The 16,433-nt window shown below is 35.5% G+C and carries 13 protein-coding genes and 1 tRNA gene; 9 read left to right on the top strand and 5 right to left on the bottom strand.

The annotated features are described in order from the left end of the window. Nucleotides 1–983 (bottom strand): hypothetical protein (locus PHV30_04175; GenBank protein MDD5456211.1); only part of this gene is annotated, 983 nt, incomplete at its 3' end. A 197-nt stretch (nt 984–1,180) separates the two neighbouring features. Between PHV30_04175 and PHV30_04170 the strand changes: the two genes are divergently transcribed. From PHV30_04170 to PHV30_04160, 3 genes are all read left to right on the top strand, one after another. After that, a tRNA-Asn gene (locus tag PHV30_04170) sits at nt 1,181–1,256 on the top strand. 302 nt (nt 1,257–1,558) lie between these two features. Beyond that, entirely contained in the window at nt 1,559–5,290 is a 3,732-nt protein-coding gene (locus PHV30_04165) for a hypothetical protein (protein ID MDD5456210.1), read from the top strand. Between the two features lie 283 nt (nt 5,291–5,573). Beyond that, nucleotides 5,574–6,389 carry a DDE-type integrase/transposase/recombinase gene (locus tag PHV30_04160; protein MDD5456209.1) on the top strand — a complete coding sequence of 272 codons (816 nt, stop codon included), beginning with the start codon at nt 5,574–5,576 and terminating at the stop codon, nt 6,387–6,389. A 261-nt stretch (nt 6,390–6,650) separates the two neighbouring features. Here the strand turns inward: PHV30_04160 and PHV30_04155 are convergent, their stop codons facing one another. Together PHV30_04155 and PHV30_04150 are read right to left on the bottom strand one after the other, a co-directional pair. After that, a complete protein-coding gene (locus tag PHV30_04155) occupies nt 6,651–8,222 on the bottom strand; it encodes a radical SAM protein (GenBank protein ID MDD5456208.1) in 1,572 nt (523 codons plus the stop codon). Between the two features lie 150 nt (nt 8,223–8,372). Next, on the bottom strand, nt 8,373–8,954 hold the full coding sequence (locus tag PHV30_04150; protein MDD5456207.1) for a hypothetical protein: 582 nt from the start codon (nt 8,952–8,954) through the stop codon (nt 8,373–8,375). A gap of 859 nt (nt 8,955–9,813) precedes the next feature. Between PHV30_04150 and PHV30_04145 the strand changes: the two genes are divergently transcribed. Further along, nucleotides 9,814–10,521: an SDR family oxidoreductase gene (locus tag PHV30_04145; protein MDD5456206.1), complete on the top strand. Its 708-nt coding sequence runs from the start codon at nt 9,814–9,816 to the stop codon at nt 10,519–10,521. Between the two features lie 237 nt (nt 10,522–10,758). Here PHV30_04145 and PHV30_04140 read toward each other — a convergent pair whose 3' ends face one another. Both PHV30_04140 and PHV30_04135 read right to left on the bottom strand, forming a co-directional pair. Further along, a complete protein-coding gene (locus PHV30_04140; protein MDD5456205.1) occupies nt 10,759–11,130 on the bottom strand; it encodes a DoxX family protein in 372 nt (123 codons plus the stop codon). Between the two features lie 113 nt (nt 11,131–11,243). Beyond that, nucleotides 11,244–11,987: a radical SAM protein gene (locus tag PHV30_04135; protein MDD5456204.1), complete on the bottom strand. Its 744-nt coding sequence runs from the start codon at nt 11,985–11,987 to the stop codon at nt 11,244–11,246. 143 nt (nt 11,988–12,130) lie between these two features. On the opposite strand from PHV30_04135, the gene PHV30_04130 reads away from it, so the two are divergent. From PHV30_04130 to PHV30_04110, 5 genes are all read left to right on the top strand, one after another. Next, nucleotides 12,131–12,805 (top strand): isoprenylcysteine carboxylmethyltransferase family protein, encoded by a 675-nt coding sequence (locus PHV30_04130; GenBank protein MDD5456203.1) that lies wholly within the window; start codon nt 12,131–12,133, stop codon nt 12,803–12,805. Between the two features lie 167 nt (nt 12,806–12,972). Then, nucleotides 12,973–13,578 (top strand): redox-sensing transcriptional repressor Rex, encoded by a 606-nt coding sequence (locus PHV30_04125; protein ID MDD5456202.1) that lies wholly within the window; start codon nt 12,973–12,975, stop codon nt 13,576–13,578. A 14-nt stretch (nt 13,579–13,592) separates the two neighbouring features. Further along, on the top strand, nt 13,593–14,768 hold the full coding sequence (locus tag PHV30_04120; protein ID MDD5456201.1) for a phosphoglycerate dehydrogenase: 1,176 nt from the start codon (nt 13,593–13,595) through the stop codon (nt 14,766–14,768). Between the two features lie 86 nt (nt 14,769–14,854). Further along, nucleotides 14,855–15,559 (top strand): L,D-transpeptidase, encoded by a 705-nt coding sequence (locus PHV30_04115; GenBank protein ID MDD5456200.1) that lies wholly within the window; start codon nt 14,855–14,857, stop codon nt 15,557–15,559. 2 nt (nt 15,560–15,561) lie between these two features. Continuing rightward, a complete protein-coding gene (locus tag PHV30_04110; protein ID MDD5456199.1) occupies nt 15,562–16,383 on the top strand; it encodes a L,D-transpeptidase in 822 nt (273 codons plus the stop codon). Nucleotides 16,384–16,433 lie beyond the last annotated feature (50 nt).

Below are 16,433 nucleotides of genomic sequence, written 5' to 3'. Positions count from 1 at the left end.
TGCAACTGTTGGGACCTCTGTTGCAATTCCTTGGTCCTCTCATTAATAATTTCCTCCAAAGACGAACTGTAAAGCTTGCTGCGCTGGTAATGGAACTGAATGGATGAAATCAACTGGTTAAAAAATATTTTGAGCTTTTCCACCTCATCTTTTTCTTTATTTAAAAAAACCACACAATCAAAACAGGGAAAACTCATCGGGTTTCTTTTTTTCAGGGTCTGAATATTAAAAAATTTTTCCCAACAATTCATACCGGTCTGCGAAAAACATTTACAGGCTTTGTTATCACAATTTTTCATTTTCCAGCAGGGCTCTTTGTTTTTTAAAGGAATGGGTTTGATGGTAAGAGGATTTGAGTGAATATACAAATTAATGTAATCAATTATATCGACTATAGGCTTGATAACATTCTGGCTTAAAAAATAAGCCGTAAAAATAATCGCCAGACTGCCGCCGATAAAAATAATTATAAAAGCAATTTTTATCTCATTGCGTGTATTGGCTAAAACATCGGCAAGCGAAGCTCTTTTGGTGAGAGCGAATAAAAAACCCAAATTAACTCTGCCCAGATTAATAGGCATAAAAAACAGATCATCCTTTTTGTTAAAATTCAGCAGGCTGTAACGGGAATTTTTCTTTAATTCCTGTTTAATAGCTTTTAGATATTTTTTAGTTATAGCTGTATGATCTATTCTTTCATTACAAACAGCAATTACTGAGAAGTCATGGTCAGTAAACCATATGGCGCTAATATACTTTTCGTTCTTCAGCCAAAGATTGATTTTGTCATTTAAAGTCTTGCTGTCATTAACCAGTAGTTCATAATTACTCTGCGCCGCGAGCTTTGTGAGGATGCGCAAATTGCTGTCGGAAATACGGCGTAAGGAAAAGAAGCTCAGGATAATAATCGAAACTATAAAAATAACAATGCTGATAAGCGAAAAAACAAGTGGTATTTTTATTTTAATGCTTAAATTTTTCATAACAAAAACCAGATAGTTCTAATCATACCACTAACTTTATTCCGACTGTATAAATATGGAATAAATTTGCATTAAAATTTCTTAAAACATTCCCCTCAGCCCAAAATCATTATCTTTATTAGCTTAAATTGTATTTTACAATAAAAAAATTCATTGATAAAATAAAAAACGATCTGGTTCAGAATAGATCAAAGTGTTCCCCGGTAGCTCAGTCGGTAGAGCAGCTGGCTGTTAACCAGCGGGTCCGTGGTTCGAGTCCGCGCCGGGGAGCCAATTTTTTTCATAAAAAAATTGGCTCAGACAAACAAATCGTAATCTATTAATAAACTTAATCCCCTTTAACTAAATATTATGTTTAAAAACTACTAGCTATCGTTTGTCGTCCCGGCGCGGGCGAGAAGCCAGTCAAACGCCCGCCTAAAGCGGGATGAGCGAGCAGGACGCGAGCGGAAGTGAGACTGGCCGGGCTGGAACGAGGCAACACGATGTTGCCGAGTGGAAGCCGAGTCCGCGCTGAATATTGTTCAAAATTGAAAAAACGTCTGAATAAGCTAAGAGCGTAGTATAATCAAAGTATGTCAAAACTAAATGAGATACAAGAAAAATTACGTCAAGTTGAAGGTGGATTATTTCAAAAGGTCTGTGATGCAGTTATAAGCCAGCGTGGATTAGGTAATGTAATTCCAAATGGTTCTAAAGATGGTTCGGATAAAACAGTAAAAGGAACCCCTGACTCATATATTCAATTAGAAAACGATGAGTTTATTTTCATAGAGCATACAACCCAACAGGATAATTTGTTAAGCAAAGTATTAGAAGATATAAAAAAATGTTTCGATGTGAAAAAAACCGGAATCGAAATAACAAAGATTAATAAAATTATCTATTGCCACAATTCAAAGTTAGAACCAAAAGAGGTAACCGAAATTATTGACTTATGTACTGACAATTCCTGTGATTTTGAACAGATAACATCTGGAAGTATTTCTTTTAAGTTAGCTTTTGACTATCCTCTTATTGCAAAAGATTTGTTAGACATTTCAGTAGATACAAGACAGATTCTTACACCAAACGAGTTTTCAAAAATACAATCAAAAATTCTAACTTTTGAGAATGAGTTTTTATTTCGGGAATCAGAAATTAAAAATATTATAAATGCCTTATCTCTAAAGGATATTTTGGTCATAAAGGGAAAGCCTGGAGTAGGAAAAAGTAGGATTGCAATAGAAGCTGTAAATAAATTTGTGAGTCAATATCCTGACTTTTCATTTTTTTGCATAGATAATCAAGAGGTTTCCCTATTTGAAGACTTAAAGCGGGTTCTCTCTCAAAATCCAAAATTAATATTGTTAGTAGATGATGCCAACAGGATTAGTCAGCTTACACATATTTTGTCCCAAGTTTTAAGAACCCCTGGTTCTAATGTCTTAAAATTAGTCCTAACAGTGAGAGACTACGCAGTCGATGAAGTTTCTCGGCATTTACAAGAGTATTCATGGGAAGAAATTACTATTAATTCACTCGAAAGGAATGAGATCAAAGCTATTCTAAATTCTAAAACAGTTGATATTCACAACCATATTTTTGTTGACCGCATTTGCGATTTTTCCCATGGCAATCCAAGATTGGCAATTTTAGCCTCAAATGCCGTGAAAGAAAAAAATAGCTTTGAGCCCTTAATTAACATTTATTCCCTTCAAAAAATTCTATTTTCAAATCTGGAAGAAAAACTCAGAATTTCTGAAAACAAAAACCGTTTTACAACTCTTGCAATAATTTGCTTCTTTAGAGCTATCAATGCTGAAAAAGATTTTGTTCAAGAAATATATAGGGTTTTTAATATCAGTGAAGCAGATTTTTGGGATAGCGTATATTTTTTACATACACTTGAAATAGTCAATCTATACGACAAGCAAATATGTAAAATTTCAGATCAATTATTAGCTACATATTTTTTTTATGAATTAGTTTTTACTAAGGAAGCCGTTTCATTTGACGTATTTTTAAATCATTTTTTTTTGAGCAACTCAAAAAGGATGAAGGATGTTTTGATTCCTATTGCTAACAGTTTTGACATTGCATTGATAAAAAGAAAGTGTACACAACCTGTAAAGAATTTGTTTTCACAAATATTAGATAATAAGGATATATCAGATTTGTTTCTAGTTTCTTCTGTTTTCTTTTTTGTAATCCCAGATAAAGTTTTATCATTCTTAGCCCGAATGATTGAAATAGAGTCTATAGTTGATCAAGACATTTGCTTTGAAACAAATCATAAAGGTGTTGATGAAAAAATTTATAATTTGTTGAATAAATTTACTTACTTGGATAAGACAAAAATAAAAATTTCTATTCAGTTGGCATGTCGGTACTTTATCAAAAGAAAAGATTTAGCTCCTCAATTTTCAGAGTACATAACATACAGTTTTGAGTACGAAAAATTAGCACATTTAGCAACTCCTCGCCAACAACTATTACTAGAAACATTAATAGAGGAAGCAAAAATATATAACGAAATTGGACTTGTACTGTTGCATGTTGCCCCATTTTTCCTAAAACTTGAACACATGTCATCCACAGCAGATGGACATAAAATATATCTTAATCAAATGGGACTTCCGTTTACAGAGCCGATTAAAGAAGTCCATAAAATAATATTTGACTTCGTTCTTAGACTCGATTCGCTGCGTTTAAATGATTTTCTGAATGATTATATCAAAGAGCTGTCTTCAAATATGCACGGAAAAATTGAAGAAATCAAAGCAGCTTTACTTTATGATTCAGAATATATTAAAAAACTCATAGAAAAACACTCGATTTTTTCATCATTTGAAACATGTCAGGTAATACAAGAATATATTGAATTATTGAAAAGATTTGAGGTTGATATAGCCAATTTTCAACAAATAGAAAAATGCTCCCACACAGACCTTTTTGCGTTGTCACGATTAATTTCATTTGATGCATACGAAAGAAGGGTGTTGTTCAAAAAAGGGCTATCCTATAATGAAATAGAAAAAAAGCGCAAAGAAGACATACTAAATAATATGGCTAATTTTTCCCTGACCGATTATAAAAGCCTTTATTCTCAATTAATTGAAATCTATAAGTCTAATTCTGATCGAGATCATTACATCTTGGGTAATTTTATGTTCATAATTTTAAACGACCTAATAAAAGATAAGAATTTATTCTTGAATTTTATTTCTTATATTGTGGATATGAACAACTCATTAAAAGTCGATTTATATGTTGTGATAGTAAATTTTCTCAATACACATCTTGAAGATCATAAGAGTCTATTTGAGATAGTTTCGAAACAGAATTACAACATCAAATCAAACTGGATGCTCGCCTTCTGGGTTGGTCTCCCAAAGGCAGCAATTACCGATGAATATATTAAGCGACTATTGGACTACTTTAATTCTGTGGTTTTTGACTATGGATTTATTGATTATGAATTCTTAATCAAATACGACAATATTCAAACCGGAATTGCTCAAAAAATCTTACAAACACTTTATAACAGAAGAAGTGAAAACAACTGTTCATTCTGCTACCTTTTCGTGTCAACCCGTGAAATAGGCAAGCAATTGTTCGAAGTAATAAAAGATAAAAATTTAATAAACGAATTATGGCTTTTTGAATCAATTAGAGATCTAAATTTTGACTATGACGGAACTTTTCTTAAAAAACTCATAGAATTAGATTGTGAATTTATAATTAAACACCTTCAAGTGTTAACCGATACAAAGGAATACCTTTTTGACTCAGTTTACTCAAGAGAATACTCATTTATTTGGGGGCTTCCAAATTCGTCAGAAATTTTAAATAAAATTATAGAGTTCTTCTTACAAAAAAAATCATACTACTTAGACAACCACTATATAAATGTATTCTTTTTAGGAAAACATCCTAATGAAGAATACATCGAAAAAAAGATGGAATTTATTAAACAGTTCATAATCAAAAACTCAGATAATACAAAAGCCTTGAATTTAATTTTTATACCAGTGAAGAAATGTTTTCAACAAAACATTTATGAGTTTATCCAAACATTCCTAAATGTTAATAATAAGGTCGATAATTTTAAGAAACTTGATTTTGAACCTCATCTTTTTAGTGGAAGTGGTGATTTTATTTCCTCTTATCAAGATGTTTTATCTTTCTGGGAAGGGTTACTTATGCATTTAAATGACGTTAAATGGATTAATCATAGTCAGTATGTATCAGAAAAAATTCAGGATTGGCAGCAAAGAATAATATATGAACAAAAAAGAGCCTTTTTAAAAGATGAGGATTATTAAGCAACTCCATACCATTTTCCAAATATTTTCCTTCAGAAGAGTTATGCTGTCCGCGCCGGGGAGCCAATTTTTGGCAATGCCAAAAATTGGCGACGATCGCTACCGATAAATAAATCTCAACAACTAATTCATCAAATCTTTTATAAACCGCTACGCGGACGTCATAACTCCGCTTAATGAAAGCAAGTCAGAAGCTGGCCAACCACTTATCTGTCCCCCCTGTAAGTGTTAAATAATTCGTTGACGGAATAAACTTAGAAGAAAGTTTATAAGGAGCAACGAAATGTTAACTGAAAGTAAGGATAAGACAATAGAGCGTGAACGTATAAAACGATACAAGTATTTTATAAGAGAATATGAGTTAATAAAGAAGAAGAAACACCCTAAATTCAAGTTTGTAACAGACTTTTATAATTTACATGGTTTAAAAAGACAGACCTTTATTAAATACTACAATCGATATAAACAAACCTTAGAAGAATACTCTTTGGCTCCACAAAGGAGAGGCCCTAAGTGGAAAACTAGAAGGCCAATCCCGTTCATTGAACAAAAGGTTATTGAGTTAAGAGAAAAGGGAAATAATCGATATGAAATATATTCAATACTTAAGCCGAAGTTAAAAAACTCGACACCTTCACCTTCTGGAATATATCATATATTCAAAAGGCATCAAATAAATAGGCTTAAACCAAAAATGAAGCAAGCTAAACGCATAATAATAAAAGAAAAAGCTGGAGAATTAGGGCATATTGATTGCCATTACTTAACACCTGGATTACTAAAAGAAGTTAATATTAGATATTATCTGGTATGCATTATCGATGACTGCACAAGAATAGCTTGGGCAGAAGTTGTAGAAGACTTAAAAAGTATTACAGTTATGTTTGCTACATTAAAATGTTTGAACCTAATAAATGAACGCTACAACATAAGATTTGAAAGAGTTCTCACTGATAATGGAGCAGAATTTGGAGGTGGCCCTAACAAGAAGAATAAGGATGATAATCCATTCGAAAGATTATTAAAAGAAATGCAGATAAAACACTCGTTTACCAGGCCATATAGGCCTCAAACAAATGGTAAGGTCGAACGTTTCTAGAAAACTCTTAAGGATGATTTCTTAGAAGATGTTTTGTTTGAAAACATAGATAATCTTAAAGATGAATTAATGCAGTATTTGCTTTATTACAATGAACATAGGCCTCACCAATCTTTGAACGGTGTCTCGCCTTTTGATTTTAATAAAATCTGTCAACGAATTACTTAACTTGTACAAGAATGACATTTTCAGACAGCCTGCGAAAAGAATTTTTCGCCGAGGCAAGCGCCGGGAAGCCAGTTCTGTAGGTTTTATAGTGTGTTATTCTTCACTTTTTTTGTATTTTTTTACCATTTCAGCACCTATCCGACAACCAGGATCAGGCATATGTTTATCGCCATATTCTGCATATGCTTTGGCAGGGCAACCGCCTTTGCACAAACTAACGTATTTACACTTATTGCAAAGCATCTGATCTTTCATTTTTGGCTGAAAAAACAGGTTATCATGCCTCTTTTCCCAAATATCTACCAGAGATTCGGTATTAATATTGCCCATTATAAATTCTTTACCCAGTGCATATACTTCAGGACACAATTGCACGCTTCCATCTGAATTTATACAAAACCCGGAATCACAGGCACAACTTAAATCATCGTATGTAGAAGATTCATTTGATTCAGGTAAATATTGGTCTATATATTTGACTACTTTTTTATCATTTATAAGCTCGATATTTTCAAACAGATTAATATTTAAATTTTGAAAATCATCTTCCATATAAATACGGATTATCTCAGCAGCAGCCTTAAAGAGTATATCTTTATCAGGAATTAGGTAACGTTGTTTATCCGATTTTAAATCAAATTTGCCGAATGTAATTTTTTCAACTTTCAAATCTCGCAAGAACTCATAAATTTGCGGAAGTTCATGTACATTTGCTGAAAGTGCCGTACAATTTACAGCAGTAATAAACCCTCTTTTCACAAGTTCTCTTAGAGCTTTTATGCTTTTATTAAATGCCTTCTTGCCTCTTGTTTTTTCATGGGATGAAGATTTTAATCCATCTATACTAACTTGAATAACATCAGTATTTAAATTAAGTATTTTCTCCAATCTTTCAATAATTTCATCGGTTAGTAAGGTTCCATTTGTTTGGATATATACAACAATATTTTTGCTTTTAATATATTCCAGTATTTCTAAAATATCCGTTCTTAAAAAAGGTTCGCCTCCTGTTATTAGCATAAAATGAGAGCTGAATTTTTCAGCTATTATATCAATTGCTTCAAATATTTTTTCCTTAGAGGTATTATTTTCATTGTTGTATATCTCGGGCTTGTCATAATAATAACAATGCTTGCATCTCAGGTTGCAATCTGAATCAACTATTAATCTAACACTAATAGGATGCTGGAAATAATATCTTTCGGTTTTTTTATGTTTTGATTCTGCTATATTAATGTGAAACAGTCTGAATTCTTCCTGAGGCGTACGGCTGTTTCTTGGCTTATTAAAATGAAAATCCAGATAAGTTTTTATACAGTCCGCCACATTTTTGTTAAGCCAATTATATTCTTCGCTATTAACGTTATTCTGTGGCTCAATAACATTAATAAATTTCTCATGAATCCACTTTGTTAGAATTGAATTTGTGCTTTCAATAACTTCTCCGCTTGAAAGATTATTAAATATTTTTCCAAGTTCTGTATAAATCTCGGCTAATGTTCTTTTTCCGTCTATCAGTTTTAATATTTCATAAGAAGAATCATTGCCAGTCCAGTTTCTTCTTGTAATTGCATTAAATAAAAAAAGAAGTCCGCCATCAGAGTTGTATTCAAATCTCTTGATAGTGTTTTTATTTAATTTTAAAATGAAATTTTCATTATGCATTTCAAAACACTCTCATTAACTTATCCTGAAAACATAAATACTAATGCACAAGTTAAGCCAGGTCCTACTTTAATTATGAAAAATATAGTTTATGCATTGTATTATAAAATTTTTATCAAATAAATGATTTTAAGAAGAGATTAATCAATATTAATCTACAGGCGCCTCACAACAAGAATATTTATCATGTCCCCATTCAACTTCTCTTTCTCGTTCTCTATATTCAACCCGAACCTCAGCAGGCTTATTTCTTGCTCTTTCTGTTGCTTTCTTTTGTTCAGCCAGGTCAGTCTCTAATTGTTTTACCAAATCAGCTATAGGGGTATGAAATTGTGATTCAGCAGCTTTTACTTTAGTATTTAAATCGCTAATTGTTTTTTGTTTGAGCTCTTTATCTTTTTTTAGAGCTTTATTTCTGTTCAAAATAACTTCTAAAGTATCATCATCATTCTCTTGAACTGTTTCCGGAGTAACATTTATTTGAATTTTAGCTAATTCTTGTTCATACTTGGGTTTCACACCTTTTTCAATTTTTTCAAGTTTTTCTGAAACAGACAATTCATTCCATTTTTCTAATATTGTTAAACCTGCTCTTAGTTTTGCTATTTCTATAGCTAATTTTTGAATATCTCCTGATAATTGTCTATTTTCATCAATAGTTTTTTGTAAAGCAAGTGCTGCTTTACTAGACTTACCCGTTCTTTCGCTTATACTTACTGTTTTTTTATTCATAACAAATTCTCCCTTCAATAATTATTATATTCATTGCAGATGTATGTTTTTGGTAATTTATATATATTATTCCCATGTTAAAACGCTTTTAAACATTTTGCATAACCACCTTTAAATTTGTACGGTCAATGACAGGTATATAAATATATAATCTCGGTGCTTAAAAAGTGACTGCTCGATAGAAATCTGTAAGGGAGCTGATTTAAGCAGCTCGATACCACTTCCAGAAAATTGATTTATGTTCTTCAAGAAGATGATATTGTTTGTGGTCGAGCGTAATTATGCCTCTTTATCGGGGAGCCAATATCGACACCTAGCCCCAAACTTTTTGGGTCGTATTTCACAATTTGTTAAATACTGCCTGAACTACTCATAACAATCATTATGCAAAATTTCTAGATAATGTTGTACTTGCGAAGACAATACCAAATATTAATCACTAAAGGTATGAGCGTAACAACAATGATTGCAATAACTAGTGTTGGTGTTATTGGCAAATTTCTTCTTTTTATTATGTAAAATTCAATTATGTCAGTTAGTGAAATAATAATTATTACTCTAATGAGAAGTTCTTTAAAGAGGCTCATACACCCCCTCCTTTATGGGACTCGGTTCTTTTCTAATTATACTATCTAATTTTAAATTTGCGACCCCAAGAGAACATTAATTAAAGAGTGCTATTCTAATTCTTCCACGCCAAGTTATTCATCAACACCTCGTTTCTCAAGTTTATGGTTCACTGCTTCTATACTTCTGATATAATCTAGACGTGTTTGATGAATTTAAGTCTATGTTTTACAAAAATTTCGTGTTGGTGGAAATCTTGTCAAATACAGACAATAAAAGGAGGGATTAACCAATGAAAGTAAAAGATAAGGTTGTAATCATTACTGGTGCTTCAGAAGGAATTGGCGCTACTCTGGCAAGACTACTCAGTGCTAACCAAGCCAAGGTAGTACTGGCAGCTCGCAGGGCCGAGATCTTAAAGAAAATGGAATCCGAATTACCTAACTCTCTGGCTATTCCAACTGATATACGCAAACCTGAAGACATTGTTAACTTAATTAATAGAACTGTAGAACACTTTGGCAGAGTTGACTTGTTGGTGAATGGTGCAGGACAAGCTCAATATGGACCTATTGAAAAAGTGGATATAGCAGAATACCAAAGCATTGTTGAATTAAATGTTTACGGCCCTCTTAGGGCTATGCAAGCTGTCATACCACAGATGCGAAAACAAGGCGGAGGAATGATCCTCAATATTAGTTCGATGGTCTCAAAACAATACATTCCACTTCTGGGCTCTTATGCTTCTACAAAATATGCACTCAATGCGCTCTCGCTAACTGCACGTCAGGAGCTGGCACCAGACAAAATTATTGTCAGCGTTTTTCATCCACGCATGACTGCAACCAATTTCGGTAAAAATGCGTTAGGTGTTCGCATGTTTGAAAATCTTGCATCAGCAGGTTCTTACGATGACATGCCTGTCGATTCTACGGAAATTGTAGCTGCCAAAATTCTTATGCAAATTGAATCTGAAGAAGCTGAATCTATGATGATTTAACGGAAAAAGCACGCAAAGTGATAGATATTAATAAATTGATTCACTTAAAAGGTTTTATGGAACCAGGTTTGCTTCCAATCGCAGTCGGCATAGTAATAGGATTTTTGTATATCAAAAAGAAAAACATACCTCTAGATAATTGTATACAGACATCTTGAATATATTCAGCAGTCGCCGGCTCTGCTTCAATAAACCAGCTGTGAAGATAGTCTAATGGCGAGAAGCGCGCCGGGGTTTTTACCTGGCCCTGCCATAAGCCACAAGGGCAGACAGGATAGCCAACATTATTGTCCACATTGCCGGGTTAGTCGCGCTGAGTTCCAGTCCAAAATATTTTGCATGCAAGCCGGTCAGGAATAACATTTCCACTGTCAGAAATCCTGCCACAATTGCGGTAACTTTTTGGTTCATTTTTAACAACCCCGGGAGTATCAGTCCGATTGCGCACACTATTTCGATTATTCCAATGACATTCCAAACAGCGGCCGGAAGCGCATTTATTGAGGTAATAGCCAGCGCTGCCTGCTTAAAATTCAAAAATCTCCAGACTGAACCCATAATACAATAAAATGCGACCACAATTTGAATTATCCATAGAGCTATATTCATTTAATTCCTCCTTTTCAGAAACATGACCCTTACAAAAATATATTATATCAAACTTTTTTACAGCTTATGTTATTCCAGTGAATACTTAACCCGGATTGCAGATCTGGTTTTTGCTAATATACAACACTACATTCAATCTTCATCTTCTTACAGTCATCCACGATTTTTTGCCCCACGGCATCAAAATAATCGCTCTCCAAATAACCTTCCAATTTATTGGCTTTATATATTCTGCTGGCATAATTGTAATTCATTCTATCCACATAAATATAATCAACTTTACCTTCAAGAAATTCCATAATACGTTCAGCCCCGGGCAATATCGGAGCTATCATCGCATATGTACTTATCCCCTCATTGTGCAGCTTTTCCAAGGCGTTTATTCTATCAGTTATGGGTGTTGAGCCTGGTTCGAATAATTGTCTGATCCTGTCGTCGGCGGTGGCTATAGAAAACCCCACATTACAGCTTTTGGCTTTTTTTATAATATCAATATCTCTTAATACCAATCTGGATTTAGTTTGAATAACAATGGGCCAATCGTTATCTGTCAATATTTTCAGGCATCCTCTTGTTAACTTATACTTGGCTTCCAAAGGTTGATACGGATCACAAACACCGCTTATCCAGACCTGTGCAACTTTCTTCTTAACAACTTCCTTCCGCAGTAATTCGACCGCATTAATTTTAATATCCACAAAACTGCCCCAGGGCTCTTTGTGTCCGGTAAATTTCTTCATATAGCGCGCGTAACAATATGAGCAGCCAAATTGACAGCCGACATAAGGATTCAGTACATAATCATATATTTTTGATGGGGATAATACAGACTTGGAGATTATTTCACGAATGATCATATCTTTTTAGTTCTCCTGCTATCCAGTAAGGGTTTGTTTCTGAATTATTATAACATTATTAATTTTTCTTTAATCATAATTACGCTCTGTTTAATGATATAATTATTTTAACAATATAAATTTCAACTTCAGGAGCGTTCGCTATGGGGAAATTAAAATACTTCAGCAAGAGTTTGTTCGGGCTATTGTTCTTTATGTTAATCATATTTATTGCGGCTGGAAAAGTGAACTTCTTCCGAGGTTGGGTCTATGTATTATTAAGCATTTTTGGATTAGCTTTGAACCTGCTAACCATAAGGGATAATGAACAATTAATAAGGGAGAGAGCCAAGCCCGGGCCAGACATAAAAAGCTGGGACAAAACAATACTTGGGTTTTCTGCAGTCGTTACCGTTGTTGCCTATATTGTAGCGGGACTTGATGCTGGTCGTTTTCACTGGTCTCCGGAATTAAACAGCACATACTTTATTCTCGGTGTATTTCTTGTTTTAACCGGTCAAATATTTTTTTTATATGCGAAAAAACAGAATACTTTCTTTTCAAGTGTAGCGCGCATACAAACTGAAAGGGCTCATGCGGTATGTAATTCCGGGGTTTATCGGTTTGTTCGTCATCCCGGGTATCTTGGTATGATTATTTCCTGGGCAGGGTTTCCGTTGATTTTCAGCTCAATTTACAGCTTCATCCCTGCTGCTATTGCAATTTCCCTGCTTGTCTTGAGAACAGCTCTTGAAGATGAAATGCTTGACCGGGAATTAGATGGATATAAAGGCTATATAGAAGAAACAAAGTATAAATTGATCCCTTTTCTTTGGTAGTTTAAAATTGTACACGTTGTATCCCCTTAAAAAACCAATAATTTGTTTATAGTGAAATTTATCACAAATATAAGCCTTTTGAAATATAGGTATTGACATGGATAGTTATTGTAGATAATATGTGTATAGTATATTTGTGTGAATTTTTTCACCGTAAAGGAGCGCTAATGTTATCAAACAACTCGATTGAAAGGCTCTGCCTGGTTTATGCGGCACTTCAAACCTTACAAAAAACCAATGTTGAGTATATTTCTTCCAAGGACCTGGCCAGACTTGCCGGCACAACAGATTCTTGTGTCAGAAAAGATATAAGCACGCTGAATATTACCGGCTATAATCGCAAGGGCTACAATGTTGGGTCCCTAAAGAAGCAGATTGGGGCAAGCCTGAGGTTATCCCGCTCATACAAGACATGCATAGTTGGTCTTGGAAGGTTGGGGACGGCCTTGCTGGACCATAAAGCGCTTAAAGATGATGGCTTTGAAATAGTCGCCGGATTTGATAATAGTATAAACAAAATAGAACGGCTTCATACTTCGGTTGAAGTGTTTGCGGTGAATGAACTGGAAAAAATTGTAAAACAGCGTGGAATCGAGATCGGAATTATTACGGCTCCAAAAGAAGCGGCACAAGAAATAGCGGATAAATTAGTGAAAGGGGGTGTACGCGGTATCCTGAACTTTGCTCCTGTACAGCTGAGTGTACCTGATAGCATTGTTCTTAATAATATGGATGTTACCGTGGCGCTACGGTTCATTGCGGCTCAAATATAGAAAGGAGATTTAATATGTATAAAGTACTAACCTTAAATAAAATAGAAAAAGAAGGACTAAACCTTCTTTCCCTTGATGATTATGAAATAGGTACGGAGATAGCCAATCCGGATGCTATATTGCTTCGAAGTTTCGATATGCATGAGATGAAATTACCGGAGACATTATTGGCTGTTGGAAGGGCAGGCGCTGGCGTTAATAACATTCCTGTGGAAAAATGTACGAACCAGGGAATTGTAGTTTTCAATTCTCCCGGAGCAAATGCCAACGCAGTAAAAGAACTGGTACTGGCCGGACTTTTCTTATCTTCTCGTGATATTTTCCCGGGAATGACTTACGTACAGACTATAAAAGGTAAAGGAAACGAAGTGCCCGGTTTGGTAGAAAAAAACAAAGGACAGTTCGCTGGAAGTGAAATCATGGGAAAGACTTTAGGTGTTGTAGGTTTGGGCAAAATCGGAGTTTTGGTTGCAAATGCTGCCCAGGCGCTGGGTATGAAAGTAATAGGCCTGGACCCGTTTATTTCCATAGAAAATGCCTGGGGTTTATCAAAGGATGTTATCAGGGCCAGAGGTATTGAAGAACTGCTTGCTCAAAGTGACTACATAACATTACATACACCGCTTAATGATGGGACAAAGGGACTGCTAAATGAAAGCAGATTCAAGGCCATGAAAAAAGGAGTACGCATTCTTAATTTTTCCAGAGGTGGTATTGTAAATAACGAAGCCTTATTAAAGGCAATTGAGGAAGGCATTGTGGCTCGTTATGTAACGGACTTCCCGGATGATGAACTTCTGGGCGTAGAAAAGGTTATCGCTATCCCTCATCTGGGAGCATCAACTAAGGAAGCTGAAGTAAATTGCGCATTCATTGTGATCAATCAGTTAAAAGACTTTCTGGAAAAAGGGAATATCACCAATTCTGTAAATTATCCTGACGCAACATTACCTTCCAGCTCTAACTATCGTTTATTAATTATGAATAAAAATGTTCCCAACATGGTTGGCCAGATATCCTCAATTCTTGCCAAGGCTGGTGTTAATATTTTGGAAATGCTCAATAAAAGCAAGGGTGACTATGCCTACAACATAATTGACGTAGCGAACGAGTTAAGCAAGAAAACACTAAAAGAAATCTCTGATGTTGATGGGGTTATTAAAGTAAGGTTTTTAGCTGCGTCTAACTAAAACTTGTTAGAGATATGGCGCGCCGTTGGCGTGCCATATCTCTGTTTCTAATTGGAAAAATTGATTCCCACCGATATAATAGCACAATGATGCTCACAAAATCATTTTTCTCTCGCTGGCTTGAATTCAGGAAAAGCTATCCATACCTTGCCTGGTCTCTGGCAACGGCTATTATTATTCTAATCATAATCAATATCACGCTGCTTTCGAGCCTTGTTTTTTTTCACTATGAATTGAAAAATATGCAAACCCTGATGACGCTTGCTGAACAACGTCGTATCGAGGCTATGGCCTCTGCTGAAAAAAACCAGCTTGCATTGGCTGTTGAGCTCACAAAACAAATGGATTGGAAAGACAACTCAGTTCATCTGGCTATAGATACCAAGAAAGGCGTAATGGTCTTGACGCGTGAAGGAGCCCAACTCCGCGAAATGAGCATAAGTACCGGAAAAGACTCTACTATAGGTTCATCACCGGACCGCGTACGGCTCACTACTCCACTCGGCAAGCGTCTTGTTATCAAGGTGGTGGATGGCAGCTTTCCATGGATCGTACCTGATTGGGTTTATAAGCAACGTGGTCTTAAGCCTTTATCCGGCAACTCAATTACGGGAGCGCTTGGCCCTTTGGCGATTTTCCTCGATAGCGGTACAATTATTTATACCAGACCTGCCTCGGGCCCGCTTGCTGACGATTCATACATCTTACCGGGTAGTGTTCGTATTTCCACAACTGATGCTGAGGCTATCCGAAAGGAATTACTACCGGGAATGGTAGTATATTTTTACTAATAATGCGTAATCTGGTCATTCGGTTAATAATCCTATTAATAATCTTTTTTATAACATCTTATTTGTTGTTTGGCATGCTGGTTTCGGTTTATTTTAGGCGCAACCTGGCCTATTTGACCATGCAGGACCGGCTTGAGGTTTATGAAAGCGCTCGCAGGACAGTAGACAGCTCTGCACAACAATTAAAAACTGTTATAACCACTACAGCCCCGCGTCATGACCGACCTTATCTTGTGATCAGCATAGCCGAGCATAAACTCTGGCTAAAAGAAAAAGGCACAGTTTTATTCAGCGCACCTGTTGCGACCAGCAGTGAAAAAAAGCTGGTAAATATTGGAGGAGCAAATATCTGGAAGTTTGAAACGCCGCGTGGACGTCTGGTAATTCAGGACAAAGAAGAGGCGCCGGTGTGGGTACCGCCCGACTGGCACTATGTAGAACAAGCTCGCAAACGAGGGCTGGGGCTGGTTTATCTGGGACAACCACTTAAACTTTCTGACGGCTCCATTGTCAGGATTGAAGGTTCTGAGGTTGTCCGGATTTTTGCAGACGGAAAAAAATCTATACTCCAAGCAACAGCAAAAAAAGATATTGTGCTGGATGGGAATTTGCTGGTCCCACCTGTGGGCACTTCACAGCGCCGCTATAAAGGAGTGCTTGGGCCTTATAGCCTGGAACTGGGTGATGGTTATGCCATTCATGGAACCGACCAGCCGGAATCTATAGGTCAGGCTGTGAGCCATGGTTGCGTGCGATTGCGCAATGAAGATATAGCCAGGCTTTATCCTCTCGTGCCGACAGGTACACCAGTTTACATCTATTAATCCGCTTCATGAATTTTGACTTTTCTTTTCAATACTGGTAAAGTAAAATA

The sequence above is a fragment of the Candidatus Margulisiibacteriota bacterium genome, from assembly GCA_028715625.1.
In the GTDB taxonomy this organism is placed as follows: domain Bacteria; phylum Margulisbacteria; class Riflemargulisbacteria; order GWF2-35-9; family GWF2-35-9; genus JAQURL01.
Note: the sequence above shows the minus strand (reverse complement) of the source record. Positions and strands in the feature narration are given on the sequence as shown.

What these genes read in the sequence shown, in the direction of transcription:
- PHV30_04130 (MDD5456203.1), top strand. Translation starts at nt 12,131, where the DNA reads ATGGGGAAATTAAAATACTTCAGCAAGAGTTTGTTCGGGCTATTGTTC.
- PHV30_04115 (MDD5456200.1), top strand. Translation starts at nt 14,855, where the DNA reads ATGATGCTCACAAAATCATTTTTCTCTCGCTGGCTTGAATTCAGGAAA.
- PHV30_04155 (MDD5456208.1), bottom strand. Translation starts at nt 8,222, where the DNA reads ATGCATAATGAAAATTTCATTTTAAAATTAAATAAAAACACTATCAAG.
- PHV30_04120 (MDD5456201.1), top strand. Translation starts at nt 13,593, where the DNA reads ATGTATAAAGTACTAACCTTAAATAAAATAGAAAAAGAAGGACTAAAC.
- PHV30_04135 (MDD5456204.1), bottom strand. Translation starts at nt 11,987, where the DNA reads ATGATCATTCGTGAAATAATCTCCAAGTCTGTATTATCCCCATCAAAA.
- PHV30_04165 (MDD5456210.1), top strand. Translation starts at nt 1,559, where the DNA reads ATGTCAAAACTAAATGAGATACAAGAAAAATTACGTCAAGTTGAAGGT.
- PHV30_04150 (MDD5456207.1), bottom strand. Translation starts at nt 8,954, where the DNA reads ATGAATAAAAAAACAGTAAGTATAAGCGAAAGAACGGGTAAGTCTAGT.
- PHV30_04110 (MDD5456199.1), top strand. Translation starts at nt 15,562, where the DNA reads ATGCGTAATCTGGTCATTCGGTTAATAATCCTATTAATAATCTTTTTT.
- PHV30_04125 (MDD5456202.1), top strand. Translation starts at nt 12,973, where the DNA reads ATGTTATCAAACAACTCGATTGAAAGGCTCTGCCTGGTTTATGCGGCA.
- PHV30_04160 (MDD5456209.1), top strand. Translation starts at nt 5,574, where the DNA reads ATGTTAACTGAAAGTAAGGATAAGACAATAGAGCGTGAACGTATAAAA.
- PHV30_04145 (MDD5456206.1), top strand. Translation starts at nt 9,814, where the DNA reads ATGAAAGTAAAAGATAAGGTTGTAATCATTACTGGTGCTTCAGAAGGA.
- PHV30_04140 (MDD5456205.1), bottom strand. Translation starts at nt 11,130, where the DNA reads ATGAATATAGCTCTATGGATAATTCAAATTGTGGTCGCATTTTATTGT.